Here is a 24,754-nt window from a genome sequence, read left to right as displayed (position 1 = left end):
TCACCCTGTAAGCTAAGTACTATTAACGTACCGCTCTCAGGATACCAACCATGCCAGACTCGAGCGCTCAACCGCACTCTTTGTTTACGGCCACAATCCTTCAGATATTTCGAACTAACGGCCAGATGATCAGCTGGGGTGATCGTTTTTCTGCTGCATTCGGCCTTACCAGCGCCCGCTGGCAAATGCTTGGCGCCCTTGCCTTGGCACACTACCCTCTAACCGCGCCTCAGATGGCCTCAAACATGGGGGTATCGCGCCAAGGCGCCCAGAAGCAACTCAATATGCTGCTTAACGAGCGGCTTATCGAAAGACGACACAACCCTTGCCACAAGCGCTCTCCTTTGTATCAACTCACGCCTGATGGGCAGACCATTTTCCAGCGCATAAACAGCGACTGGAACCAACATGCCGAACAAATTGAACAGGACTTTTCCTCAGAGCAACTGGCAACCGCTTTGCAAGTGCTGAACCGCATTCATGAACTCCATCAATCTCCGGAAGAAGGGGCTAACTCATGAGCACGCGTAGCTTGAAAGTTCGTATTCACGCTTCGGCAGGCATATTGGCAACCCTCACAATTGCCACGTTCTGGTCCTCTACACTCATCTCGGAGCTGTTTCTGTCAGCCACCTCTGTAATCTGGGTCAAACAACAGATAGTGCTGGGCATGTTCGTGCTGATTCCTTTGCTGATGATTACCGGTGGCAGCGGCTTCTCGCTGGGCAGGAAGAGCACCCTCCTTTTGGTCCAGCACAAGCGCCGCCGCATGCCTATCATTGCGCTTAACGGCTTGCTGATCCTGCTCCCTTGCGCACTTTTTTTATCGTGGAAAGCTCAGCAGGTTGAAATGGGCGGTTGGTTCTACACCGTACAGGTACTGGAACTGACGGCCGGTGCAATCAATTTGCTACTAATGGGCCGGAATGCCCGCGATGGCATGCGTTTGCGCAAACCCCAGAGTTAAGCGGTTGCCCGACATCAGCGCCCGCCGGCACCAATCACAACCACCACAATGCCAATGATCAGATTGATACCCACAAGCTTGCGGATCTGACCTACTCGGCGAGCACCTTCTTCAAAGTTTTTCTCAACAACCGCGTGCTTTAGCCTGCGAAAAGGCGCGAAATAAATATGGAAAAATATAAGCATCATAACCAGGCCAAGAGCTTGCATCACATGAATGTGCCATCCCGCCCCGGCCATGCCACCAAATACTTTGAAAATCATCCAGTAACCGGTCACCAGCACCAACACCACCGCCAGCCAGACCCAACGAAAAAACCGGGACAAAGTCTGGTACCAAAGCACACCACGCCGAGGTGCCTCTATCACCTCGACTACCGCCGGGCGCATCGCCATGTAAGCGAAGAACATACCGCCCACCCAGATAACTGCAGACAACACATGCAGTGCAATTGCCAAATTCATAAAAGGTCTCCCTGCAGATAGAAAACGCTCTGCACTTCGCGTATCGAATTAAATTCAAGTCGCTTCTTTAAGCCCGAAAACATACAAGCTGTTGTTTATAAATAATTTTTAAACATATTCACGGCTGCACAGAGACTGTTTCAGCAACTGATTCTCCAGCCCCCCCTTGACACACTCGCCCTCCGTTCATAATATACGCGCCGCTTCCTTTGGTGAAGCGAAGTGGCAAGGTAGCTCAGTTGGTTAGAGCACGGCACTCATAATGCCGGGGTCGGCGGTTCAACTCCGCCCCTTGCTACCAGTATTCGAAAAGGTCGCGATTTACGTCGCGGCCTTTTTTATTTTCCGGGCAATGAAAAGTGCAACGCCTTGCCCTTGCGGAGACGCACAATGAGAACTACCGGCGACAGAATCCGGCAAGCGGTTTCCTTCGAAGCTCTCGGCCTGCTTATATCCGTCCCTCTTGCAGCTGTTGTCTTCGGCTACTCCCTCGAAAAAACCGGCGTACTCGGTTTGATTGGCGCAACGCTCGCCACTACTTGGAATTACATCTTCAACCTGGGGTTTGATCGCACGCTAAAACGGCTAACGGGATCAACACGCAAGTCCCTAAAACTTCGCTTCCTGCACGCATTCAGTTTCGAACTGGGGCTGCTAGTGGCCTTCCTTCCGATTATTGCCTGGTGGATGGGCATCGGATTGGTAGATGCGCTCTTAGTGGATATTTCGTTTGCCCTGTTTTATCTCGTGTACGCCTTTATTTTCACTTGGTGTTACGACACGATTTTTCCGGACACAGACGCAACCGCCTCACCCGTTCAGTGAGCCCCTGAGCGGGACATGACATTCAGCACAAACACGCCAGAAACAATAAGCACCATACCAACCATACCCCAGGCATCCAGCTTTTGCCCGAACGCCAGCCAGCCAACAGCGGCCATCAACACTATGCCAAGCCCTGCCCAGATCGCGTAAGCAATGCCAACAGGAATGGTACGTAGCGCCAACGACAATAGGTAAAACGCAGCACCGTAACCGAGGATGACAATCGCCGATGGCGTAAGCCGGGTAAACCCCTCACTCGCTTTCAGCGCAGATGTAGCCACAACTTCCGCCACTATGGCTATCCCCAGCAAAACCCAATTATTCATCCATCGCACCTTTCGTTCTCGATAATTTGTTGCCTAAAGCCCTGCTAAAGGCCTTGCAAGGCAAGCATATTATGTTCTGGCATGTCACGATTGCATACCGTTATAAGCCTCGCAAAATCTATATGGCATACTGAGGCCCGAAACTAATAACACCGACGACTCATTTGTAAGGACATCCCCATGAAATTCGATACACTCGCCCTCCACGCTGGCTTTAAAGGCGATCCGACCACCAAGGCGGCCACCACACCGATCTACCAGACCACGTCTTACACATTTGACGACACCCAGCACGGTGCAGACCTGTTCGATCTGAAAGTGGCTGGCAACATTTATACCCGAATCACCAACCCGACCAATTCTGTGCTCGAAGAGCGCATGGCCGCCCTTGAAGGTGGCATAGGCGCTCTAGCTGTCGCCTCTGGCATGTCTGCTATTTCCTATGCTCTGCAAACCATCTGCCGGGTAGGCAACAACATTGTTAGCACAAGCCAAGTGTACGGTGGCACCTACAACCTGTTCGCACACACGCTGCCACATCAGGGTATCGATTGCCGAATGGTTCGTCATGATGACTATGACGCTATCGAAAACGCCATCGACGACCAAACGCGCGCGCTGTTCTGCGAATCTATTGGTAATCCCGCTGGTAACGTTGTGGATATCGCACGCTGGGCCGAAATTGCCCATAAACATGGCATTCCGTTGATTGTCGACAACACCGTTGCCACACCTTATCTCTGCCGGCCGTTCGAACACGGCGCAGACATAGTGGTCCACGCTCTGACCAAATATATTGGGGGCCACGGCACTACCCTGGCTGGCGCCGTGGTAGATTCTGGCAAGTTTGACTGGAAAGCAAACGCTGAAAAGTTCCCGATGATGTGTGAGCCAGACCCGTCTTATCATGGTGTGGTTTACACAGAAGCTCTGGGCGCTGCCGCCTTTATCGGCCGCTGCCGCGTTGTGCCACTGCGCAATACCGGCGCTGCACTCTCGCCGTTTAACTCGTTCCTGATCATGCAGGGCCTAGAAACTCTGGGGCTGCGCATGGAGCGCCACTGCGAGAACTCTGAGAAGGTTGCCCAGTTCCTACAGGATCATCCTGCAGTAGAATGGGTGAACTACGCAGCACTGACAAACAGCCCGTACAAGGCGACCTGTGAGAAAATCTGTGGTGGCAAAGCTTCTGGCATCCTGAGCTTCGGCATTAAAGGCGGGCTTGAAGCCGGCGCCAAATTCATTGACGCGCTGGACATGATCTACCGCCTGGTGAACATCGGTGATGCAAAATCACTGGCTTGCCATCCAGCAACCACTACTCACCGCCAGCTAAACCCGGAAGAGCTTGCCAACGCGGGCGTAAGTGAAGACTTGGTGCGTCTGTCTATCGGCATTGAGCATATCGACGATATATTGGCTGACATTACTCAAGCCTTGGAAAAAGCTCAGGCCTGATAAGCATCAACCGGGTACGACGAAAGTCGTGCCCGGTATCCCTTCAAGTACCCCGTGAATGCCCTTACCTGCCTTGTAACTACTCCGTCAGCGGATTATTCTCTAAGACTACCCAAGCCTTAACGAGAGTCCGGTTGCAATGAGCGAAAGCGCAAAGCCCCGCGTCACCAGTGGTTCCAAATTCCGCAATGAGCATGGTTTTTCGGCCATCAAGGATGGCGTGAAGCACTCTGCAAATCAGGAGCCTGTATCAACTGAGCGTAAGCCCAATTGGTTGAGGGCGAAAATGCCCGGCGGTGAACGCTTCGAAGCCGTGCGCAAAAACGTCACCGAGAACCGGGTGAGCACTGTTTGCCAGGAATCTCATTGCCCCAACATAGGTGAATGCTGGACCGCCGGCACAGCGACCATCATGGTCATGGGGTCTGTGTGCACTCGAGCCTGCCGTTTCTGTGCCGTGGATACTGGCAACCCCAATGGCTGGCTAGATAAAGACGAGCCTGAGAACACAGCTAAATCGGTAGAGCTCATGGGGCTGCGCTATATAGTATTAACCTCCGTAGACCGGGACGACCTGGACGATGGCGGCGCCGCCCATTACGCAGCCTGCGTATCAGCAATCAAACAACGTACACCCGAAGTAGCTGTTGAGGCGCTGACACCAGACTTTGATGCCGTAATGTCCAACGTCGAGAAGGTTGTAGACTCCGGCCTCGAGGTCTTTGCACAGAACGTTGAAACCGTGGAACGTCTTACCCGCCGCGTTCGCGACCCGCGAGCAGGCTATCAGAAAACCCTCAGTGTGTTGGAGCATGCAAAACTATATCGGCCTGACATAATCACCAAAACCAGCTTAATGCTGGGCCTGGGTGAAACCGAGGAAGAAATCCTTGCCACTATGGACGACCTGCGTGCCATTGGCGTGGATATCCTGACTCTGGGCCAATACCTTCGGCCAACACCGAACCACTTGCCTGTAGAGGAATACGTAACACCAGACGCATTCAACAGGTACCGTGAGATCGGCCTTGAAAAGGGCTTTATGGAAGTACCGTCAGGACCCATGGTTCGCTCCAGCTACCGGGCAGACAGGGTATTCGACAAAAATAATCTGGGCTTGGCGGTACCCAAGGTGCCTGCATCTAACGCCATGCAGATCCCTGTGAAATCTATAGACTGAGCCTACATGCTAACCCTTCTAAGAAACGCCCGGCTGAAGTATAAATTCTGGCTGCTAAACATTCTTGTGTGTACCGTTTTGTGCCTGCTGGCGCTTTACGCCATGCACACCATTGCCGGCCTCACAGAAAGGGGTCTAGCTCAAGTATTTAACGACACAGCCGCAGGCTTCGCCATGGTCGTCGCACTGCTCATGGCGGCAGAAATGGCAGGGTCACAGCTGCTGATTTCATTTATTGAGCGGCACATCAATCGCCTCAAAGACACCATGGTGCAGGTTCAGACCAGTGGCAATTTAAGCCAACGGGCAGATATAGATTCCAAGGACGAAATCGGAGAAATGGCCCAGGCCTTCAACGCCATGCAAGACCGCACCGGTGGCGTTGTGCGGAGTATGAAACAGGCGATTGAACGGCTGAACAGCGAGGTTCAAGCATTAACATCAGCAGCCGAGACGCGACGCGATGACCTGAGCAAACAGCAAGCGAGCGCCGATCGATCCACAGAAGTGATTGCGCAGATGTTACAAAGTTTTATTGGCATCGCGGAACAGGCTGGCATCGCCAAAACGCTTTCCCGCGAAGCCCGTGAAACAGCCTTAAAGGGAAGCGAGCGCGTAAGCCGCAGCGCAGACAGCATTCGCACCCTGGCCACCGCCGTTCGCGGCTCCGCCAGCAGTGTCGAGGTTCTGGCGGAGAACAGCCATGAAATCAGCCAGGCGATTACCGAGATCCGTGGCATTGCCGAACAGACCAACCTGCTAGCGTTGAACGCAGCTATAGAGGCCGCACGTGCCGGCGAACAGGGCCGGGGCTTTGCCGTCGTGGCCGATGAGGTGCGCAACCTCGCCCAAAGAGTACAAGACTCCACAGACCAGATTCAGGGCACCATAGATCGCCTGCTCAAAGCCATGGAAGCCGCGGTTCAGCAGATGACAGGCAGTTCCGACGAAGCCAGCCGATGCGTAGAAGAATCAGAAAAGGGGCGCCACGCCCTGGAAGCAATCAATGAAGTAGTGGGCCGAATTGATCACACCAACGAAGAAATCGCCAATGTCTCCGCAGAGCAAGCCGCAGGAACAGACGATGTGCTTGCTAACGTACAGGGGATTCGTGAGGCAACCCAGAACATGGTTGTTCAACTGGGCGAGAGTGCCGACATGAGCCGCCGCCTGAAGCATCTGATTGACTCTCTGGAAGAAGCATCATCCAGAGTAAATGTTGATTGAATCAGCGCAAGGCTAGAAACCCAGCCGCCCCACTTCAAAGCACACCGGCCAAGTGAGGCGACAGGACAATGATTACTAGCTAAAGATTACTGGCCTTGTGGCTGCATCATTTGGCGCTGCTGCTGCATTTGCTGACGCATCTGCTGCATTTTCTTGTCCAGTTCGTCGCGCTGTTCCTGAGTAAACACGCTATCTACTTTAGCCTGCATCAGAGTTGAGAGTGCTGCGATTTCGCCAGTAACCTCGCCAAGATCTTCGGCGTGATCGCGGATAGCGTCTTCATCGTAATCCGCTTTAATTTCACCCTGCATTTTCTCTTGCAGCGTTTGGGCCTCTTCACGAAGGGTTCCGATCTCGCCCTGCATTCCATCAAGAATGCCGCGAATTTCCTTCTGCTGATCTTCTGATAACCCTACCATTTGTGCCAGCTGAGCGACCTGATCCGGCTGACCACCGGCTGCCTGCTGGGCTAATGCAGGTGCCGACAGGCTCAAGGCAACAAGAGCAGTACCGAATAGTTTTGCAAGCTTCATAGAAATCTCCATTAACAATTTGATTGAGCGATTTAGTTTAGACGGCTATCTGAGGCACCACCCTAAAACATCACGCCCCTGACTTTCACCCCAGTACCCCTTCTTTTTATACATGTTGCGCACCTTGACCGCCTATAACCCGCTCCATGAGCGCATTGAAACAAATGTGAAAGTTTAGTCATTCCCCTTCATAATGACGCAGTTCTATCACCGCCCGCACATCAAGAGAGTACTAAGATGGTTATTAACTGGTTTCCAGGGCACATGCACAAGGCCCGCAAGGAGATCAAAAAGATCATGCCTCAGATGGATCTCATCATTGAGGTACTGGACGCACGCATTCCCTTCAGCAGCGAAAATCCGCTGGTGCCGGCCTTGCGCGGGGAAACGCCACTCATCAGAGTGCTGAACAAGCGCGACCTTGCCGATCCCGACATCACGGCACGATGGCAAACTTGGCTGGAGAAAGAGCGCGGCGTACGAACCATCACCCTCACCCAAAACCAACGCGGTGAGGCGCTGAATATCCTCCGGTTGGCCGGCGAAATGACACCCAACCACGATCGCCAAAAAAGCGCCCTACGGGTAATGATCCTTGGCATACCAAACGTAGGAAAGTCCACGCTAATCAACACCCTGGCTGGTCGCCCGGCGGCAAAAACCGGCAACGAACCTGCGGTGACAAAGGCCCAGCAAACCATCAAGCTGCCAGACAATATCCTGCTTTATGACACTCCAGGATTCTTGTGGCCGAAACTCTCTCCCGAGGCATGCGGCTACCGACTGGCGATTACCGGCGCTATACGCAGCTCGGTATTGGATTTCGAAGACATAGCATTATTTGAGGCCGACTACCTCCGGGAGAACTACCCAGAACTCGTGAAAGCCCGTTACGGTTTTGATGAGCTGCCGGCGGATGGCCTGGCCCTGATGGACGGCATTGCCGCGAAGCGCCGATTCCTTGGGCGCGGTGGCATACCCGATTTGAACAAAGTCTCAGAAGTGTTGCTCAACGAATTTCGCGCGGGCACTCTTGGGCGAATTTCGCTGGAGACGCCCGAAAGAGTCGAGGGAGAAATACTGGAAGCCGCTGCCGCTGAAGCCGAAAAAGAGGCTAAACTGGCAGACAAGAAGGCCGCTTCCAAAGCATCCCGTTCTGGCCGCCGCCATTAGAGGAGAACTTTATGAAACGAGTCGTGGTCACCGGCATGGGCATTGTATCCTGCCTTGGTAACTCCCTTGACGAGGTTCATACAAACCTTAAAAACGGAACCTCTGGCATCCGCTTCAACGAAACCTACAAAGAAAAAGGATTTCGCAGCCAAGTGTCTGGCTCCCCGATAATCGACACCACCGTTATCGACCGCAAAATTCGGCGTTTCATGGGCCCCTCTGCCATGTATAGCTATCTCGCCATGGAACAAGCGATTGTCCAAGCGGGACTCAGTGAAGAGCAGATTTCCAACGACCGCACGGGTCTGATTGCAGGCTCAGGCGGCTCGTCTTGCTCAAGCCAAGTAGAAGCAACCGACATCATGCGGGAAAAAGGCGTCAAGCGCATCGGGCCCTACATGGTGCCGCGCATCATGACCAGCACGGTATCCGCCTGCCTGGCTACCGCTTACAAGATTCGTGGCGTGAACTACTCCATGTCCTCTGCTTGCGCCACCAGCGCGCACTGCATCGGCCACGCCATGGAGCAAATTCAGTGCGGCAAGCAGGATATTGTGTTCGCCGGCGGTGGCGAGGAAGAAGACTGGAGCCTTACCATGATGTTCGATGCCATGGGCGCGCTATCCACGAAATACAACGATGCACCTGAAACCGCATCCCGCCCATTCGATTCAGGGCGTGATGGCTTTGTGATCGCCGGTGGCGGCGGCATGGTGGTGCTAGAAGAACTGGAGCACGCACAAAAACGCGGCGCCAACATTCTTGCGGAGCTTACCGGCTACGGTGCCACCTCTGATGGCTACGATATGGTGGCCCCCTCTGGTGAAGGTGCCCAGCGCTGCATGAAGCAAGCCATGGACACCGTTCGCGGCAAGATTGACTACATCAACGCTCACGGTACCAGCACACCGGTGGGCGACTTGGCCGAGATGGGCGCGGTGAAGAAAACCTTCGGTTCAGACATTCCCGCCATTTCATCCACCAAGTCTCTATCAGGGCACTCTCTTGGCGCTGCCGGGGTTCATGAGGCCATTTATTCCCTGCTGATGTTGCAGCACGGTTTTATTGCCGGTACCGCCAATCTTGGCTCGGTAGATGAAGCTATTAGCGATATACCTCTGGTAGGCCCAGAAGGCCGGAGCGCCAAGCTCAATACCGTTATGTCCAACAGCTTTGGCTTTGGTGGAACAAACGCCTCTTTGGTGTTTGAGAGGTTGTCAGCCTAACAGGCTTCTCGGCGGGGTTTGGCTCAATAGCCCCGCCTTTATTTTTCACTATATGCACATGTCCTTAAGTTTGATCATTGGCAAACCGGCTCTTGCGTATTAGAGTAGCGATTTGATTTGCATCAACTTGGACGGTTTATAAGCAATGGCCCAAGCATTAAGATTCCGCCAGGCTACCTCTCCTCTCAAAGCGTCCTGCCAACAGTGCAGCCTAAGCAATCTATGTCTGCCTCTCGCTATTCAGGATAACGACCTGGACAGCTTGGAAGACATTGTTCAACAGGGCAGCATTTATAATCGCGGCGAACATATTTTTGATCAGAGCACGCCCTTCCGCTCCTGCTTTGCCGTAAAGAGCGGTTCTGTCAAAACCTCGATTATTACAGAGGGCGGCGAAGAACAGGTTACGGGCTTCTTTATGCCCGGCGAACTTGTGGGCCTAGACAGCATGGGCAGCGAATCCTATGCCTGCACAGCCAAGGCCCTAGAGCGCGCCAGTGTGTGCGAATTCCCGGTCGACAAGCTGCAAGAGCTCACCGGTAAGCTGCCGGATTTGCAACACCACATGTATCATTTGATGAGCCAAGAAATCCAGAACAGCCATCAGTTGGCCATGCTGCTTAGCAAGAACACAGCGGAAGAACGCATAGCGTCACTGCTGCTGTCGCTATCCAGCCGCTTCCAGCGCCGGCGCATGTCGCCCACTAACTTCAGCCTGCCCATGGCCAGAAATGACATTGCCAACTTTCTGGGGCTTGCTGTGGAAACGGTCAGCCGGGTTTTCACCCGATTCCAGAATCAGGGCATCATTCGAGCCAGGGGGCGTGAAGTAGAACTGCTAGATGTTGAAGCACTGCAACTGGTAACCCGGGAATTTTCCCGCCAAGGCTGCCGGCAATAAGCTGTTTTCTGGAAACCGGCCCACTCTACGTGGCCGGTACTTCGGCCTCCGCGCGTTCTGCCTCGTCTTTCAGCATTGCCCACTCGCCAAGCAACCCGGTGCGCCAGGGAAACTGTTTAATACCAAACGTATTGCGGATTTTTGTACAGATTAGCGTGGTGTTGGGCGGCTCCAGAACACCCCATGCGGGCATGTCGTCCACTACATGAAGGTCTTCCGGAATCTCCGGCAAGCTCGCAATGACTAAGCCCAGCTCATACAGGCTGATTTCTTCAGCACCGGCATACTGGAATGTTCCCCACACCTCAGCACCGCAATCTAACTGCTGTATAACGGCGGTAATAACCCGCGCAAGGTCTCTCACCGACACAGGCTGACCCACACACCGCCCAGGCAGCGATAGGGCCTCAGTTGTGGCTGTGCTCGCTTGAACCTTGCGGATAAAACGGCTAAGGCTCCAACCAGTACGTAAAATGATATGCCGAGGCAAGAGCGTGCGCAGCGCCTGCTCACACTCCCACTGCCAGTTGCCCAGTTCATTAACCGGTTGGCCGGGGTTAGAGGCTAAATAGCCACTTTGTTTGCGGCCATCAAACACATAGCACGATGACAATTGAAACAATGCCATGCCTCGGTCACGAGCATACTCCGCAATGGCCAGCGGCAGGGAAAACACGGTTTTATGGGCACCCTCGGGATCCCGTTCTGCCGCTTCCGGGTCGGCCTGCCATAAGGCATTAACAATAAGATCTGTGTCTTCTGGTATCCAGTTTTCCAAAGCACTGAGATCGGCACTGACAGGCTTGCTGACCAGCAAAGGGCTGACACGCAAAGACGTCTCCCGAAGCCGCTCGAGCAAAATTTTCCCTAACGGGCCGTAATCGTGAACAACAAGTACATGCACTAGAGTTCAATGCCTCCGGATATAACTGATATGACGGTTTCCGTATCCCTTCAGGCCAATGGCTTCCCACCACCATTTTATACAATGCTTCATAAAACCGGGTGCTGCCAGACTGATTTGAGTCGCGTCGCCTTCTACCACGTTATCAGAAGCATACAACACTAGGGATCGCCATGCTGAAACAACACAGTCACATTGTTGCGCCCATTCCCGAAGAACTACGCACCCGCGCGCTCTATACCGTGGAAGAACTCCGTGAGCGCGGCAAAGCCGACAAGGAAGCGGTCGACAAGCTATACAACCTAATTATAGACATGACCGACGCAGGCTTAGACTTCTTTTTTCTCGAGCCACTGCGACGGCTTAAAGCCGGCAGTATGATGCTGGGTATGGCCAGAGTAGGCATCAGTAGCATGCTAAAAGGCAGCAAAATGATCATCCATAAGGTTCTCAAAAAGCTGGATGACCGTAGCCTGGCTGCCATTCTCGATTTCATTGAGGAAATCATCCACGAGCCCGAAGCCTAAAATCCTAACAAGAGATACGAGGGACCCGGCTGGTAATGCCTGTTAACAACTCATAAGAGATAGTACCGGCACAACTGGCAACCTCATCCACCCCTACAGTGCGCCCCCAAAGTTCAACGGGATCACCCTCGCGGGCCTCTGGCGCATTGCTCAAGTCCACCGCCAGCATATCCATGGACACCCGACCGATCAGCCGAATGCGGCGGCCACCAACCGCAGCCGGTGTATCAGTGCCGGCATGACGGGGGTAACCATCACCGTATCCAATGGCCACCATACCCATTCGGGTATCGTGCTCCGCAACCCACGCGCCGCCATAGCCAACGCTTTCTCCAGCATTAACCTCCCGCGTAGTAATAAGCGGTGCCTCTAAGGTCATTACAGGCTCAAGACCCAACTCGGGGCCCGTCTTGCCAACTATTGGAGATCCGCCATAGAGCATGATCCCCGGGCGGCTCCAATCAAACAGCGGTTGGCCAGAAATAAAATGGGCCGCAGAGTTACCCACGCTTTTCATCAGCGCCGGCCAAAAAGATGTTGCGGCCTCAAACGCAGCCGTCTGGGTAGCCGTCATTGCGCTGCCAGCATCATCGGCGCAAGCGTAGTGGCTAACAAAGCCCAGTACCTGAGTACCAGTACCCATCTGCGCTATCCTGGCCATCACCGCAGGCAATTCTTTCGGGCGGAAGCCCAAGCGGTTCATGCCGGTATTAACCTTCAACCAGATATACGGTGCGTAGCCACCCTGCTCCAGCCAATCCAGCTGGCGCTCACCGTGCAGCACCGGCTCAAAATTATGGCGTACGCAATCAGCCAGATCATCCGCGGCATGAACCCCTTGCAGTAGCACCACCGGCTGAGCAAGGCCAGCCGAGCGAATAGCCCTAGCCTCTTCAATACAGGCAACGGCATATTTAGGCGCAACATCCGCCAGGGCTGATGCAATCGGGGCAATGCCGTGGCCGTAACCATCCGCTTTTACAACAGCCATCGCTTTCGCGCTACCAGCACGCTCACACGCTGTGCGGTAGTTGTTGCGCAGTGCGTCTAAATCAATGCGGGCTACGGTGCTGCGAGACATCAGTATTCACCACCGTAATCGCCGTAGTCCCCATGGGCCAAATCTTCAAACTTGGTGTACTTACCGATAAACGCCAAGCGCAGAGTGCCGATAGGCCCATTACGCTGCTTACCAATGATAATTTCGGCAATGCCCTTGTCCGGCGTGTCTTCGTTGTACACCTCATCGCGATATACAAACATAATAACGTCCGCGTCCTGCTCAATCGCACCAGATTCCCGCAGATCCGAGTTGATAGGACGCTTGTTGGGGCGCTGCTCAAGGCTTCGGTTAAGCTGCGACAGGGCCACAACAGGGCAACTAAGCTCTTTCGCAATCCCTTTCAGTGACCGGGAAATTTCAGAAATTTCAGCCGTCCGACCTTCGGTGTTACCTGGCACCCGCATCAACTGCAGGTAATCCACCATGATCAAGCCAATTTTCCCGCCGTTTTCACGGGCAATCCTGCGCGCACGGGAGCGCAGATCAGTGGGGCTAAGGCCAGGCGTGTCATCAATATACAAAGGCTTGTCTTTGAGCAGGCTAACCGCAGACGTTAGCCGGGGCCAATCGTCTTCTTCTAGCTTGCCGCCACGAACTTTGGTTTGGTCGATGCGACCCAGAGACGAGAGCATACGCATGGCCAGTGCATCTGCTGGCATCTCCATACTGAATACCAAAACCGGAGTGCCCGTACTTATTAGCGCATTCTCAACGATATTCATGGCAAACGTGGTCTTACCCATAGACGGCCTGCCTGCCACAATAATGAGATCCGACGGCTGCATACCAGACGTCTGCTCATCAAGATCCCGAAACCCAGTAGTCAAACCTGTTGTCTGCTCGCCAGATTCAAACAATTCTTCGATACGGCTGAGGGTTTTGGTTAGGATCGGGTTAATAGACTGAGGGCCCGAGCCTTCTTTAACTCTAGATTCCGCAATCTGGAAAACGTTGCGTTCTGCTTCGTCCAAAATTTCACTACTGTTGCGCCCTTCAGGGTTAAACGCTGAGTCTGAAATTTTGCCCGAAACCTCCACAAGCTGCCGGAGGATGGAGCGCTCGCGAACGATCTCAGCGTAGGCACGAATATTGGCCGCACCCGGGGTTTTCTCGGCCAACTCGGCCAAATAGGACAGCCCGCCAGCGTCTTCAATGTCGCCGGCTTGTGTCAAAAACTCCGCCAGGGTAACAACATCCAGGGGTTCGTTTTCACTGGCAAGGCGTTCAACCGCACCAAAAATCAGCCGGTGATCCTGGCGATAAAAATCAACCGCAGAGATTACCTCAGTAATTTCATCAAATCGCCGGTTATCCAGCATAAGGCCACCAAGTACTGCCTGCTCCGCTTCTGCGGAATGGGGGGGCACCTTGATACGGCTGGTTTCCAGATCGATATTTGCGGGCTTCAGGTTAGGCTTGGCCATGAACACATCTTCAGTTGAACGTCACAATCACGACAAAGTATGAGGAATGTCGCAGCTATGGGAGAGGGTTACTGGATGCTAACAGCATACCAGAAAGCAACAGACCCGAAAGCCGTATTACACGGATCGGGTCTGTTGGGTTTGCCGGGGCAAACCCGGCACAGCTTTCAAAGAAAGCTGATTACGCGGCAACGACCGCCAGCGTAACAGTTACTTCAACGTCTGAGTGCAGGTGAAGCTCAATTTCGTATTCACCGGTAAGCCGCAACGGGCCTTCTGGCAGACGAACTTCACTCTTCTCAACGTCGGTACCCGCAGCAGTGATGGCGTCTGCAATATCACGCACACCGATGGAGCCGAACAGCTTGCCTTCGTCACCAGCTTTAGAGGTTACTGTGAAGGATGCACCTTCCAGAGCCTCTGCACGGGACTGAGCCGTTGCCAGCTTGTCAGCCGCAGCCTTCTCAAGCTCGGCACGACGCTCTTCGAACGCCTTCACGTTTGCTTCAGTGGCAGGCGCAGCCTTGCCGTACGGAAGCAGGAAATTACGGCCGTAACCGGACTTAACTTTTACCTTGTCGCCCAGGGAGCCAAGGTTTGCAACTTTCTCGAGCAGAATAACTTCCATCTCGTTAACCTCTTCGTGCTTTATTCAGCCGGTCCGGCAGGTTTTATTCGCCCCCGGATATCCAGCCAGCTATCCACAAAAGCCAGAACCACTAACAGAATCATCAGGCTTGGGCCCAAAAGAACCAACGCAACGTAAAACATCGCCAGCCACTGAGCACTCAGTTGTTTACGCCCAACAATGCCATGAATCAGCGCCAATCCCGCCAAAAACATCGGCGTTCCGGCCACCCAAGCCAGTAACATGGCATTCAACCCAATAAACGGGCCTACAACCATGGTGACGGTAAAAACCACAGCAACGGAGGGTGACAACTTAAGATTGTGAAATTCCTTTTGGAATCCGCCGGGATTATACAACCCCGACTGCCACGATCTTGCAAGCATTGTCATGCCCACGCCCACTGCCAGGTAACTACCGGCCATACTAGCGTTCATGGTGTCCCGTATAACCGTCTCGAGATCACTCCCAAGCGCACGAGCCACTTCAGCATTGTACTGCTCGTAAAAACTGACCCCGGCGCGAACGAGCTCGTCCAGCAAGCCGGGATACATTATGGGCAACGTAAGCCCCATAACGATCGCCAGAAAGCTCCCTCCTAAAAGGGCTCTTTCCCAGGACAGCGTTATTCTGATCAATGACGCCATCAGCATCACTTGCAACAATACAGCTAAGGCTGTTGGATCACCTCCAAACACGCCCCAACCAAGAGCCGGAAGCAATGCCCAAAGGCCAATGGTAAGCCCCTGAGTAATGCCAAGCCTGAGAATAACCAGGCCGACAACTGCTGCGCCAATCCAGAACAACAAAGGTATCGCAGTTGTGACTGCTGCTACCCCGCTGGCCTGCAGGGGACCGCGCATTACAAATTGTGCTAGAGCACGCATGGTCCCAAGTCCTGTTTATCTGTTACTTAGTTATCGTGGCTGTCCGAGTACGGCAGCAGTGCCAAGTAGCGGGCGCGCTTGATAGCGGTAGCCAGCTGGCGCTGATAGCGTGCTTTTGTGCCGGTAATGCGGCTAGGCACGATTTTGCCGGTTTCAGTGACATAACCTTTCAGGGTGTCCAGATCCTTATAATCGATCTCTTTAACACCTTCTGCCGTGAAGCGGCAGAATTTACGACGTCTAAAAAAACGAGCCATAACGTAACTCCTCAACTCCGGTTAATTACTCTTCTTCGTCCTGGGTTTCAGCTTTCTGAGTCTCTTCCTGCGGCTCTTCTTGACGCTCCTCGGAAGGTTCAGCTGAACGACGTGGACGATCATCTCCGCTCGGACGACGGTCCTCACGGGACTCAGCGGCCTTCATTGGAGAGATATCAACAACGGCTTCATCGCGACGCAGAATCAGGTCACGGATAATGGCATCGTTGAACCGGAAGTTGTGAGTCAGCTCGTCCATGGCTGCCTGTGAACATTCTACGTTCATCAGCACATAATGAGCTTTGTGAATCTTGTTGATCGGGTATGCCATGTGACGACGGCCCCAATCTTCCAAGCGATTTACCTTGCCGCCATCTTCAGTGATGAGGGCGGTATAACGCTCGATCATCGCGGGCACTTGCTCGCTCTGATCCGGGTGTACCATAAATACGATTTCGTAGTGACGCATGAGTTCTCCCTACGGTTTAAACAGCTTTCATTAGTTCGCGGATCGGCCGGAAAACATGAAAGCAAGGAGGTGGCAGCCTAAGCTGCCGGTTCTTTTTTTGCTTTATCAATAAGGCCTAACTAGACAGGCTTGATCAAAAAGCAAGGCGTTGCACCCTAACCAAAGGCAATACAAAACCTCCCCCTGAAAAAAGGGGTCACGTATTCTAGGCGGACACAGCCCGCTGTGCAAGAGTTAACCAAGGCGTTGGCGCAAAGCCTCGTACAGGCAGACTCCTGTAGCGACAGAAACATTGAGGCTATCCACATGGCCAAGCATGGGGATATTGATAAGCTGGTCGCAATGCTCACGGGTGAGCCTGCGCATGCCCTTGCCTTCCGCGCCCATAACCAGCGCAACCGGGCCTTTAAAGTCTGCCTGGTACAGCGTTGCTTTCGCCTCACCGGCGGTGCCAATCAACCAAACCCCTTGATCTTGCAAGGTGCGAAGAAAGCGGGCCAGGTTAGTCACACGCACAAACGGCACAGACTCAGCCGCGCCGCAGGCAACCTTGCGAGCTACCGGCGTAAGCGTAGCGGACTTATCCTTGGGTACAATAACTGCCTGCACGCCTGCCGCGTCACAGGTGCGCATACACGCACCCAGGTTATGAGGATCGGTTACACCGTCCAGCACCAGCAAAAACGGCGGCTTATCACTCGCTGCAAGCTGGGCCAGAAGATCGTCTTCTGTCCACTCACGGCTTTCACTGACCGCTGCGACAACACCTTGGTGAACGCCACCAACCCGCTCATCCAACTCCCGACGATGAACAACATTCCACTTAACCCCAAGTTCGTCCAGGGTATCTGTGATGGTTTTTACTCGCTTGTCCTGCCGGCCAGTCTGAATCCAAACCTGCTGCAACCTTCCCGACTCGCGCTTGAGGACAGCCTCAACCGCGTGCCAGCCAAATACAAATTCTTCCGACACTGATTCGGCTTCCTGTTATTTGTCTGTTTTGCGCGGTTTCCGCGGTTTGCTGGCACCAGCGGACTTACCTGGAGCCTTCTTCGGCTTTTTACCGGCCTCACTGGCAGCCTCGGCTACCAGTTGAGCTTTCGCACTGGCCGGCTTGCTCGCCTTTTTAGGCTTATCAGCCTTTCCAGGTTTGCCAGACTTCTCAGGCTTCCCACCTTTGGCGCCTTTTGTGGACTTAGCACCCGCAGGTGCCCCGCCCCGGCTACGCCCCTTATCGGCCCGCTGTCCGTTCTTGGCACTCTTGCCGCCTTTACTATTTGGATCCCGCTTGGCCACGCTCAGCGCATCCCTATCTGCCTGACGGCGCTTTGGCTCGCTGACCAATTCCAAATCGATCTTGCGATCCTCCATACCAACCCGCATCACACGTACGCGCAGTTCGTCACCTAAGCGGAAGCTAATCGCTGTGCGCTCACCAATCAGCCGATGCTTAGCCGAATCATGATGGAAGTAGTCACCATTGAGGGTAGAAACATGCACCAGACCTTCGATGTACACGCCCGACAGCTGCACAAAGAACCCGAAAGGCACAACCGCAGCAATCACACCATCAAACTCTTCGCCCACATGGTCACTGAGGAATTCGCACTTGAGCCACGCCATCACATCGCGGGTGGCGTCATCGGCGCGCCGCTCAGTCATGGATACGTGCTCGCCCATCTGTTGCATTCGCGCATAATCGTAGGGGTATTCCACCAATGCTGGATCAAACTCAGCCGGCGACACCACATCCTTCGTTACCTCTGGATTGTGAATCCGGGATTTGATAGCCCGGTGCACAATCAGATCGGGGTAGCGGCGAATCGGTGAGGTAAAGTGGGCGTAGCTTGGAAAGCCAAGACCAAAGTGACCACTTTCTTCCGGGCTGTATACCGCCTGACTAAGCGAACGCAACATAACCGTCTGGATTACATTGGCATCTGGCCGGTCTGATATCTGGGATAGCAGCGCCTGATAATCGCCGGAGACGGGCTTATCTCCCCCACCCAACTGCAGACCAAGCTCCCCGAGGAACAGGCGTACCGAGTTGAGTCGCTCCTCCGCGGGGCCATCGTGCACTCGGTAAAGCGCGGGCATCTTATGCTTCTTGAGGAAACGCGCTGCCGCCACGTTAGCGCACAGCATGCTCTCCTCCACAATCTTGTGGGCATCGTTGCGATGTACCGGCACGATTTCTTCTATCTTGCGCTCAGCATCGAAAACGATCCGGGTATCCGTAGTTTCAAAATCAATGGCACCACGCGCGGTTCGGGCTTTACGCAGTAACTTGTATAGGTCGTACAAGTTATGCAAATGCGGAAGCACATCAGCATACTGGGCAGACAGCCGGTAACCGGGCTCTGAATCTGGCCGTTCCAGCATGTCACTAACCTTGTTGTAGGTTAGTCGCGCATGGCTTCGCATAACGGCCTGATAAAATGTGTAACCGCTAATGTTACCGGCCGCGCTGATGGTCATATCTGCCACCATGCACAAGCGATCCACATCAGGATTCAAAGAACACAAACCGTTGGATAGTTTCTCAGGAAGCATAGGCACGACGTGATCCGGGAAGTACACAGAGTTGCCCCGGCGTATTGCCTCTTCATCCAAAGGGGAGCCCGTGCGCACGTAATGAGATACGTCGGCTATGGCCACAACCAGGCGATAAGCGCCCCTGCCCCGCGGCTCGCAGTATATTGCATCGTCAAAATCCCGAGCGGTTTCGTCATCGATGGTTACCAACCGCATGTTGCGGATATCCACTCGATGCTTTTTATCCTTCTCTTCCACTTCAGCCGGAATAGCCGCTGCCTGCTCGCCCACTTCTGTGGGCCAACTATGGGGAATATCGTACGAGCGGATAGCCACATCAATCTCCATTCCCGGGGCCATGTGCTCACCCAGAATTTCGACGATCTTGCCGGTGGGCTGAGTACGGACAGTAGGCTGACGCAGAATATCTACAACCACATACTGGCCATGAACCGCCTCACCCACATGCTCTTCTGGCACCAACACTTCGTGATTGATACGCGCGTTTTCGGGCGCCACGAAGGCGATACCACTTTCTTTAAAAAAACGCCCAACGGTTTGGTGCGTGCGATGCTCAATTACATCAACAATAACGCCTTCACGCCGGCCACGGTCGTCTACCCTGTCTACGCGAGCAGCAGCCCGGTCGCCGTGAAAAACCTGGCGCATCTGCCGGGCGGTAAGAAACAGATCGGACCCACCATCGTCTGGCACCAAAAAGCCGAAGCCATCTTTATGGCCAATAACCCGACCACTAACCAGATCAGCCTCTTCAATAGGCAGAAACGCATCGCGGCGGTTACAAATTAGCTGGCCGTCACGGCACATAGCGATCAAACGACGCCTAAGCGCCTCGATGCCTTCTGGACTTGTCTGATCAAGTTCGGAACACAGAGTTTCGTGTGTTGCCGGCGCCCCCCGCTCCTTCAAGTGCGCAAGAATAAATTCCCGGCTTTGAATTGGATTGTCATAATTTTGAGCCTCGCGGCCTGCGTGGGGGTCTTTGTGCTTTTTATTCCTGGAAACCATTCGGATCCTTGTTCAATACGGCGCCAAACCGGCGCGGCTTACATTCATTTGCCATACAGTATACGTTGGTACGGATAGACTGCCTAACAACCCACCCTTTATAAGCACAAATACGTGACATCTATATAAATAGAAAACGTTTGACAGCTTAGGTGGGAATTATTAAAGTACGCGCCATCAGATGAGGCAATATATCATCTTTGGCAGAATTCCCTAGTTTTCAACAAACTAACGGCAAATCTGCAAATCACCTGCCGAGGTGGTGAAATTGGTAGACACGCTAGCTTCAGGTGCTAGTGCTCGCAAGGGCGTGGAGGTTCAAGTCCTCTCCTCGGCACCATCCATATCTCCTTTTGGATGGTAGAATCAATATCTTACAGACTTCAGATATACAGGTGTTTGGGTTAGAAACGCCCGACTTTAACACACCTTGTTAAACCACCGTTAATACCCCCTACTCTGCCCCAATTGTTCAGCAACCTTGAATTGCCGTGGACAGACTTTTTTGTTCGCTTTTTATTCCTTGAGCGACACCCCCTGTCGTTCGCATCCTCTAGCCTGATCATTTCCACACATTGCCCGCATATGCCTACACAGCTACACTCAAAGGCATTTTTATCCTCATGGGCACCCACAACACCCATGATCATTGCAGTAAATGGAACCCATTGAATGAGCCACAACATCACCCTGCAACAACTTGAATCCTTCCTATGGGAAACCGCTGACATTCTTCGCGGCAACATGGACGCCTCCGAATTCAAAGATTACATCTTCGGCATGATGTTCCTGAAGCGCCTGAGCGATGCGTTTGATGAAGCCCGTGAAGGGGTGGTTCAGTATTACATTGGCAAGGGCAAAACCGACGCCCAAGCCCGTGAACTGGCGGACGACGAAGACGAATACGATAAGACATTTTACATCCCACCCGTTGCCCGCTGGGATGCCATCAAAGACCTGAAGCACGACATTGGCGCGGAACTGAATAAAGCCACTGAAGCCATCGAGGAATACAACGCCTCACTGGAAGGCGTTTTGGTGTCCATCGACTTCAACATCAAGAACAAACTGTCGGACAAGAAGCTTCGTGACCTGCTCAGCCACTTCAGCCGTTACCGGTTGCGCAATGCCGATTTCGAACGCCCCGACCTGTTGGGCACCGCCTACGAATACCTGATCAAGATGTTTGCCGACAGCGCCGGTAAAAAAGGCGGGGAATTCTATACGCCATCCGAAGTGGTGCAGTTGTTGGTATCGCTACTCAAACCCGAAGCGGGGATGCGAATATACGACCCTACAGCGGGTTCTGGCGGCATGTTGGTGCAGACCCGTAATTACCTTGAACAACACGGTGAAAACCCGTCCAATCTGTCCCTGTTCGGTCAGGAAATGAATTTGAATACGTGGGCGATCTGCAAGATGAATATGTTCTTGCACGGGGTCTACAGTGCGGACATTCGCAAGGGTGACACTCTAGGGAATCCACAGCACACCCAAGGTGGTGAGTTGATGACCTTTGATCGAGTCATCGCTAACCCGCCCTTCAGTCTGAAAAAGTGGGGCAAAGAAGAAGCCGATGCGGATTCATACGGTCGCTTCCCTTATGGCACCCCACCGAAAGACTCCGGTGATTTGGCGTTCGTGCAACACATGATTGCCAGCTTGAACGCCGAAGGCATGATGGGCGTGGTGATGCCCCATGGCGTGTTATTCCGTGGTTCCAGTGAAAAAGCCATACGCCAAGGCATTCTGAATGATGACCTGCTGGAAGCTGTAATTGGACTACCCGCCGCGCTGTTCTACGGCACTGGCATTCCTGCCTGTCTGCTAATCATCAACAAGAACAAACCAGCAGAACGCAGGGGCAAAGTGCTGTTCATCAACAGCGAACTGGAATACGAAGAAGGCAAAAATCAGAACAAGCTGCGCCAACAGGATATTGAAAAGATTGTTCAGACCTTTGATGACTACGCGGAAATCAAACGCTATTCAAAAGTGGTCGCGCTGGCTGACATTGCCGAGAACGATTACAACCTCAATATCCGTCGCTACGCCGACACCAGCCCGCCCCCGGAAATTTTCGACGTGCGTGCCATCCTGCACGGCGGCATTCCGGTGCGCGAAGTGGAAAGCGAGTACATCCGGGAAGAAATTCTCGAAGACTTCGATGTGTCCACGGTGTTCGTGAAACGGAATGCTGAGTACTACGACTTCAAGCCGGAGATCGACACCAAAGAAGCCATTCGGGAAGCCGTGGGTGATATAGATGCCAAGGTGGTCACCCAGCTGGAACGTTGGTGGGAAAAATATAAGGTGTCATTGAACGAACTGGATGCTCAGGTGACTGAAGCTGAAATCGTGATGAAGGGGTATCTGAAGGAGCTGGGATATGAGTAGTGCAGCAGAATTCAGTTGGGATGAAATGGTTCCGCTAGATGATCTTGTGGTCTCAGGTGAAGTCCTGTTGGGACGCGGAAATGTAATCTCAAAGATTGATATTCGAAATAATCCCGGACCATACCCTATCTACTCCTCATCATCGAAAAATGGTGGAAAGATGGGGGAATATGGAAGCTTCATGTTTGATGAGGAATTAATCTCATGGTCCGTGGATGGCGGGGGGTATTTTTTTCATAGACCCAAACACAAGTTCTCCGTAACCAATGTCTCTGGCTACATGCGCCTTAGTCCTGAGTGGGATTATCGTTTCACTGCATACTCGCTTCAATTTCAGCACGAGTACTTTTCGTTCGACTATCAAACAAAAGCGCACCCAAGCGTCATTCGGGAGTTTTACCTTTTCCCCAAAGTACCACTCCCCGAACAACAAAAAATCGCTGCCATCCTGTCATCCGTCGATGACGTGATCGAAAAAACACGCGCACAGATCGATAAGCTGAAAGACCTGAAAATCGGCATGATGCAGGAGTTATTGACCAAAGGGATTGGGCATTCGGAGTTTAAGGATTCGCCGGTGGGTCAGATTCCTACAGAATGGAACATAAAAACTTTAGGCGAAGTTTTCGCTCTCACCTCTGGAAGTACCCCAAGTCGAGGGCAGACATCTTATTTTTCAACATCGGCTAATGCCCATCCTTGGGTTAAGACTATGGACCTAAACGGAAGTACTGTGTCAGTCACCGATGAGAAAGTTACCGATAAAGCACTCAATGAGTCTGCCTGCAAGCTTCTTCCACCAGGCACTGCCCTGATAGCGATGTATGGGGGCTGGAATCAAATCGGACGCTCGGGTGTACTTGGTATCAGTGCTGCCACTAACCAAGCCATCTGTGCGCTCGTGTCCAAAGGATTGGTGGATGGCTACTATGCCAACTACTGGCTAACAGCAATGCGCCCGATTTGGAAGTCAGTAGCAGCCAGTAGCAGAAAAGATCCAAACATTACCAAGCAAGATGTGTCCGATTTTTTGATTGCGGTGCCACCGGTGGCAGAACAACAGAGAATTGTCGAGAGGCTGAACACATTCACAGACCTTATCGAAAATAAGCAGGTCCAACTTGCCAACTATCGGGATCTGAAGAAAGCCCTAATGCAGGACCTGTTAACCGGTAAGGTCAGAGTCAATGTCGATCAAAAGGAGTCAGCGGTTGCCTAACCCGGCACCTGCCCCGATATGTTTCAGGATGAAGTCGAAAAAGTCGAACTGCCCGCCATTGAACAACTGACCCTTCTTGGCTGGACCTACGTGCCCGGTGCAGACCTTGCGCCGGTATTGCCTGTTGATGGCGCACCGGTTGGTGAAAGGGGCTACTACCGAGACGTGGTGCTGTCCAAGCGCCTGGAAGCTGCCGTGGTCCGGCTGAACCCGTGGATCAGTGACGAAAACCTGCGCAAAGTCGTTCGCGAGTTCACCCACCCCAATTATGCGGGCTTGATAGAATACAACCAGTCCATCTATGACCTGCTGGTGAACTACCTGTCCGTTGAACAGGACCTGGGTGCCGGTCGCAAGGGGCAGACCGTCAAGGTCATCGACTTCGACAACCCTGAGAACAACGAATTCCTGTGCACCAACCAGTTCAAGGTTGAAGGCATCAACCAGAACATCATTCCGGATATTGTCTGCTTCGTGAACGGCTTACCGCTGGCGGTGATTGAGTGCAAATCTCCGTATGTTGCCGACGCAGTAGCCGAAGGTATTAACCAGCTACGCCGGTACGCCAACCTGCGCACCCCGGAAGACGATGAAGGTGCCCAGAAGCTGTTCTGGTACAACCAGCTTATGGTCTCCACCTGCCGGGATCAGGCGAAGGTGGGCACCATCAGTTCCAGCGCCCAGCATTATGGTGACTGGAAGGATGCTTACCCGTTTACCGATGCCGACATTCAGGCGATGGTGCAACAACCTGCCTTCATCTCTACAGGCTCGACAGCATCCAGCCACAAGACCGGTGACGTGCCCTCACCAGAGTATCTGGTTGCCGCGAAACAGATCGCTTCAGGTGCTGGAACCAGTTCAGGCGAAGTCACCCCGCAACAGCGATTACTTGCCGGTATGTTCAACCCCGCCAGCTTCCTGGACCTGATGCAGAACTTCACCCTGTTTGAACCGGTGGATGGTCGCCTGATTAAAAAGGTAGCGCGGTATCAGCAATACCGGGCAGTGAACAAGGTCATAGAACGGCTTAAGAACGGCAGCACACGTAAAGAAAAGTCCGGGGTAGTCTGGCATACCCAAGGGTCCGGAAAGTCCCTGACCATGGTCATGCTGGCGGTGAAGATGCGCCGTG

25 protein-coding genes and 2 tRNA genes are annotated in these 24,754 nt (G+C 53.2%); 15 read left to right on the top strand and 12 right to left on the bottom strand.

Annotation, left to right across the window (positions count from 1 at the left end):
• The first annotated feature begins 50 nt into the window (after positions 1–50).
• Together ACTH3S_RS06750 and ACTH3S_RS06745 are read left to right on the top strand one after the other, a co-directional pair.
• Positions 51–521, top strand: coding sequence for a MarR family winged helix-turn-helix transcriptional regulator (locus ACTH3S_RS06750; protein ID WP_441808252.1), 471 nt, complete (start codon positions 51–53; stop codon positions 519–521).
• The gene (locus tag ACTH3S_RS06745) at positions 518–967 is read left to right on the top strand and encodes a hypothetical protein (RefSeq protein ID WP_441808251.1); all 450 of its coding nucleotides are present in this window, start codon (positions 518–520) and stop codon (positions 965–967) included. Before ACTH3S_RS06750 ends, ACTH3S_RS06745 begins: the two co-directional genes overlap by 4 nt.
• Positions 968–981: 14 nt before the next feature.
• On the opposite strand, the gene ACTH3S_RS06740 is transcribed toward ACTH3S_RS06745, so the two are convergent.
• Positions 982–1,431 carry a CopD family protein gene (locus ACTH3S_RS06740; RefSeq protein ID WP_441808250.1) on the bottom strand — a complete coding sequence of 150 codons (450 nt, stop codon included), beginning with the start codon at positions 1,429–1,431 and terminating at the stop codon, positions 982–984.
• Positions 1,432–1,655: 224 nt separating this feature from the next.
• Here ACTH3S_RS06740 and ACTH3S_RS06735 point away from each other — a divergent pair.
• Positions 1,656–1,732, top strand: a tRNA-Met gene (locus ACTH3S_RS06735).
• 89 nt (positions 1,733–1,821) lie between these two features.
• Positions 1,822–2,256, top strand: coding sequence for a PACE efflux transporter (locus ACTH3S_RS06730; protein ID WP_441808249.1), 435 nt, complete (start codon positions 1,822–1,824; stop codon positions 2,254–2,256).
• Here ACTH3S_RS06730 and ACTH3S_RS06725 read toward each other — a convergent pair.
• Positions 2,250–2,582 (bottom strand): DMT family transporter, encoded by a 333-nt coding sequence (locus ACTH3S_RS06725; RefSeq protein ID WP_441808248.1) that lies wholly within the window; start codon positions 2,580–2,582, stop codon positions 2,250–2,252. The two genes, ACTH3S_RS06730 and ACTH3S_RS06725, sit on opposite strands and share 7 nt — an antisense overlap.
• A gap of 180 nt (positions 2,583–2,762) precedes the next feature.
• Here ACTH3S_RS06725 and ACTH3S_RS06720 point away from each other — a divergent pair, with 180 nt between their 5' ends.
• The 3 genes from ACTH3S_RS06720 (at position 2,763) to ACTH3S_RS06710 (ending at position 6,447) form a co-directional block, all read left to right on the top strand.
• Positions 2,763–4,040 (top strand): O-acetylhomoserine aminocarboxypropyltransferase/cysteine synthase family protein, encoded by a 1,278-nt coding sequence (locus ACTH3S_RS06720; RefSeq protein ID WP_441808247.1) that lies wholly within the window; start codon positions 2,763–2,765, stop codon positions 4,038–4,040.
• A 139-nt stretch (positions 4,041–4,179) separates the two neighbouring features.
• On the top strand, positions 4,180–5,220 hold the full coding sequence (lipA, locus tag ACTH3S_RS06715; RefSeq protein WP_441808246.1) for a lipoyl synthase: 1,041 nt from the start codon (positions 4,180–4,182) through the stop codon (positions 5,218–5,220).
• A 6-nt stretch (positions 5,221–5,226) separates the two neighbouring features.
• Positions 5,227–6,447: a methyl-accepting chemotaxis protein gene (locus tag ACTH3S_RS06710; RefSeq protein WP_441808245.1), complete on the top strand. Its 1,221-nt coding sequence runs from the start codon at positions 5,227–5,229 to the stop codon at positions 6,445–6,447.
• Between the two features lie 86 nt (positions 6,448–6,533).
• Here ACTH3S_RS06710 and ACTH3S_RS06705 read toward each other — a convergent pair whose 3' ends face one another.
• A complete protein-coding gene (locus tag ACTH3S_RS06705) occupies positions 6,534–6,980 on the bottom strand; it encodes a Spy/CpxP family protein refolding chaperone (RefSeq protein ID WP_441808244.1) in 447 nt (148 codons plus the stop codon).
• Between the two features lie 237 nt (positions 6,981–7,217).
• On the opposite strand from ACTH3S_RS06705, the gene ylqF reads away from it, so the two are divergent.
• The 3 genes from ylqF (at position 7,218) to fnr (ending at position 10,280) form a co-directional block, all read left to right on the top strand.
• Positions 7,218–8,153 (top strand): ribosome biogenesis GTPase YlqF, encoded by a 936-nt coding sequence (ylqF, locus tag ACTH3S_RS06700; protein WP_441808243.1) that lies wholly within the window; start codon positions 7,218–7,220, stop codon positions 8,151–8,153.
• Positions 8,154–8,164: 11 nt separating this feature from the next.
• Positions 8,165–9,379, top strand: a complete 1,215-nt coding sequence (fabB, locus tag ACTH3S_RS06695; protein ID WP_441808242.1) for a beta-ketoacyl-ACP synthase I — start codon at positions 8,165–8,167, stop codon at positions 9,377–9,379.
• Between the two features lie 145 nt (positions 9,380–9,524).
• Positions 9,525–10,280 carry a fumarate/nitrate reduction transcriptional regulator Fnr gene (gene fnr, locus ACTH3S_RS06690; RefSeq protein WP_441808241.1) on the top strand — a complete coding sequence of 252 codons (756 nt, stop codon included), beginning with the start codon at positions 9,525–9,527 and terminating at the stop codon, positions 10,278–10,280.
• Positions 10,281–10,305: 25 nt separating this feature from the next.
• On the opposite strand, the gene ACTH3S_RS06685 is transcribed toward fnr, so the two are convergent.
• Complete coding sequence (locus tag ACTH3S_RS06685) at positions 10,306–11,184, bottom strand: sugar nucleotide-binding protein (RefSeq protein ID WP_441808240.1); 879 nt, start codon at positions 11,182–11,184, stop codon at positions 10,306–10,308.
• 173 nt (positions 11,185–11,357) lie between these two features.
• On the opposite strand from ACTH3S_RS06685, the gene ACTH3S_RS06680 reads away from it, so the two are divergent.
• On the top strand, positions 11,358–11,711 hold the full coding sequence (locus ACTH3S_RS06680) for a hypothetical protein (protein ID WP_441808239.1): 354 nt from the start codon (positions 11,358–11,360) through the stop codon (positions 11,709–11,711).
• Between the two features lie 4 nt (positions 11,712–11,715).
• Here ACTH3S_RS06680 and alr read toward each other — a convergent pair whose 3' ends face one another.
• The 8 genes from alr to rnr all read right to left on the bottom strand — a co-directional run bounded on the left by alr (position 11,716) and on the right by rnr (position 20,003).
• Positions 11,716–12,792: an alanine racemase gene (alr, locus tag ACTH3S_RS06675; RefSeq protein WP_441808238.1), complete on the bottom strand. Its 1,077-nt coding sequence runs from the start codon at positions 12,790–12,792 to the stop codon at positions 11,716–11,718.
• Positions 12,792–14,198 (bottom strand): replicative DNA helicase, encoded by a 1,407-nt coding sequence (gene dnaB / locus ACTH3S_RS06670; protein WP_441808237.1) that lies wholly within the window; start codon positions 14,196–14,198, stop codon positions 12,792–12,794. The genes alr and dnaB overlap by 1 nt, the downstream gene beginning before the upstream one ends.
• 181 nt (positions 14,199–14,379) lie before the next feature.
• Positions 14,380–14,826, bottom strand: coding sequence for a 50S ribosomal protein L9 (gene rplI / locus ACTH3S_RS06665; protein ID WP_441808236.1), 447 nt, complete (start codon positions 14,824–14,826; stop codon positions 14,380–14,382).
• Positions 14,827–14,846: 20 nt separating this feature from the next.
• Positions 14,847–15,713, bottom strand: coding sequence for a hypothetical protein (locus ACTH3S_RS06660; RefSeq protein ID WP_441808235.1), 867 nt, complete (start codon positions 15,711–15,713; stop codon positions 14,847–14,849).
• Positions 15,714–15,739: 26 nt separating this feature from the next.
• On the bottom strand, positions 15,740–15,970 hold the full coding sequence (rpsR, locus tag ACTH3S_RS06655; RefSeq protein ID WP_114613426.1) for a 30S ribosomal protein S18: 231 nt from the start codon (positions 15,968–15,970) through the stop codon (positions 15,740–15,742).
• A 25-nt stretch (positions 15,971–15,995) separates the two neighbouring features.
• Complete coding sequence (gene rpsF / locus ACTH3S_RS06650) at positions 15,996–16,439, bottom strand: 30S ribosomal protein S6 (protein ID WP_441808234.1); 444 nt, start codon at positions 16,437–16,439, stop codon at positions 15,996–15,998.
• Positions 16,440–16,673: 234 nt separating this feature from the next.
• Entirely contained in the window at positions 16,674–17,411 is a 738-nt protein-coding gene (gene rlmB, locus ACTH3S_RS06645; protein WP_441808233.1) for a 23S rRNA (guanosine(2251)-2'-O)-methyltransferase RlmB, read from the bottom strand.
• 15 nt (positions 17,412–17,426) lie between these two features.
• Positions 17,427–20,003 carry a ribonuclease R gene (gene rnr, locus ACTH3S_RS06640; RefSeq protein WP_441808232.1) on the bottom strand — a complete coding sequence of 859 codons (2,577 nt, stop codon included), beginning with the start codon at positions 20,001–20,003 and terminating at the stop codon, positions 17,427–17,429.
• Between the two features lie 253 nt (positions 20,004–20,256).
• Between rnr and ACTH3S_RS06635 the strand changes: the two genes are divergently transcribed.
• From ACTH3S_RS06635 to ACTH3S_RS06620, 4 genes are all read left to right on the top strand, one after another.
• Positions 20,257–20,343, top strand: a tRNA-Leu gene (locus tag ACTH3S_RS06635).
• A 332-nt stretch (positions 20,344–20,675) separates the two neighbouring features.
• Positions 20,676–22,400 carry a type I restriction-modification system subunit M gene (locus ACTH3S_RS06630; RefSeq protein ID WP_441808231.1) on the top strand — a complete coding sequence of 575 codons (1,725 nt, stop codon included), beginning with the start codon at positions 20,676–20,678 and terminating at the stop codon, positions 22,398–22,400.
• Complete coding sequence (locus tag ACTH3S_RS06625; RefSeq protein ID WP_441808230.1) at positions 22,393–23,619, top strand: restriction endonuclease subunit S; 1,227 nt, start codon at positions 22,393–22,395, stop codon at positions 23,617–23,619. The genes ACTH3S_RS06630 and ACTH3S_RS06625 overlap by 8 nt, the downstream gene beginning before the upstream one ends.
• 18 nt (positions 23,620–23,637) lie before the next feature.
• On the top strand, positions 23,638–24,754 hold a 1,117-nt coding region (locus tag ACTH3S_RS06620), incomplete at its 3' end, for a type I restriction endonuclease (RefSeq protein ID WP_441808229.1).

Source organism: Marinobacter sp., from assembly GCF_052094685.1.
GTDB lineage: Bacteria > Pseudomonadota > Gammaproteobacteria > Pseudomonadales > Oleiphilaceae > Marinobacter.
This window is presented reverse-complemented; position numbering and strand designations above follow the sequence as displayed.

Excerpts from the sequence above, each read along its gene's own strand:
- ACTH3S_RS06750 (WP_441808252.1), top strand. The coding sequence starts at position 51 with ATGCCAGACTCGAGCGCTCAACCGCACTCTTTGTTTACGGCCACAATC.
- ACTH3S_RS06745 (WP_441808251.1), top strand. The coding sequence starts at position 518 with ATGAGCACGCGTAGCTTGAAAGTTCGTATTCACGCTTCGGCAGGCATA.
- ACTH3S_RS06740 (WP_441808250.1), bottom strand. The coding sequence starts at position 1,431 with ATGAATTTGGCAATTGCACTGCATGTGTTGTCTGCAGTTATCTGGGTG.
- ACTH3S_RS06730 (WP_441808249.1), top strand. The coding sequence starts at position 1,822 with ATGAGAACTACCGGCGACAGAATCCGGCAAGCGGTTTCCTTCGAAGCT.
- ACTH3S_RS06725 (WP_441808248.1), bottom strand. The coding sequence starts at position 2,582 with ATGAATAATTGGGTTTTGCTGGGGATAGCCATAGTGGCGGAAGTTGTG.
- ACTH3S_RS06720 (WP_441808247.1), top strand. The coding sequence starts at position 2,763 with ATGAAATTCGATACACTCGCCCTCCACGCTGGCTTTAAAGGCGATCCG.
- lipA (WP_441808246.1), top strand. The coding sequence starts at position 4,180 with ATGAGCGAAAGCGCAAAGCCCCGCGTCACCAGTGGTTCCAAATTCCGC.
- ACTH3S_RS06710 (WP_441808245.1), top strand. The coding sequence starts at position 5,227 with ATGCTAACCCTTCTAAGAAACGCCCGGCTGAAGTATAAATTCTGGCTG.
- ACTH3S_RS06705 (WP_441808244.1), bottom strand. The coding sequence starts at position 6,980 with ATGAAGCTTGCAAAACTATTCGGTACTGCTCTTGTTGCCTTGAGCCTG.
- ylqF (WP_441808243.1), top strand. The coding sequence starts at position 7,218 with ATGGTTATTAACTGGTTTCCAGGGCACATGCACAAGGCCCGCAAGGAG.
- fabB (WP_441808242.1), top strand. The coding sequence starts at position 8,165 with ATGAAACGAGTCGTGGTCACCGGCATGGGCATTGTATCCTGCCTTGGT.
- fnr (WP_441808241.1), top strand. The coding sequence starts at position 9,525 with ATGGCCCAAGCATTAAGATTCCGCCAGGCTACCTCTCCTCTCAAAGCG.
- ACTH3S_RS06680 (WP_441808239.1), top strand. The coding sequence starts at position 11,358 with ATGCTGAAACAACACAGTCACATTGTTGCGCCCATTCCCGAAGAACTA.
- alr (WP_441808238.1), bottom strand. The coding sequence starts at position 12,792 with ATGTCTCGCAGCACCGTAGCCCGCATTGATTTAGACGCACTGCGCAAC.
- dnaB (WP_441808237.1), bottom strand. The coding sequence starts at position 14,198 with ATGGCCAAGCCTAACCTGAAGCCCGCAAATATCGATCTGGAAACCAGC.
- rplI (WP_441808236.1), bottom strand. The coding sequence starts at position 14,826 with ATGGAAGTTATTCTGCTCGAGAAAGTTGCAAACCTTGGCTCCCTGGGC.
- ACTH3S_RS06660 (WP_441808235.1), bottom strand. The coding sequence starts at position 15,713 with ATGCGTGCTCTAGCACAATTTGTAATGCGCGGTCCCCTGCAGGCCAGC.
- rpsR (WP_114613426.1), bottom strand. The coding sequence starts at position 15,970 with ATGGCTCGTTTTTTTAGACGTCGTAAATTCTGCCGCTTCACGGCAGAA.
- rpsF (WP_441808234.1), bottom strand. The coding sequence starts at position 16,439 with ATGCGTCACTACGAAATCGTATTTATGGTACACCCGGATCAGAGCGAG.
- rnr (WP_441808232.1), bottom strand. The coding sequence starts at position 20,003 with ATGGTTTCCAGGAATAAAAAGCACAAAGACCCCCACGCAGGCCGCGAG.
- ACTH3S_RS06630 (WP_441808231.1), top strand. The coding sequence starts at position 20,676 with ATGAGCCACAACATCACCCTGCAACAACTTGAATCCTTCCTATGGGAA.
- ACTH3S_RS06625 (WP_441808230.1), top strand. The coding sequence starts at position 22,393 with ATGAGTAGTGCAGCAGAATTCAGTTGGGATGAAATGGTTCCGCTAGAT.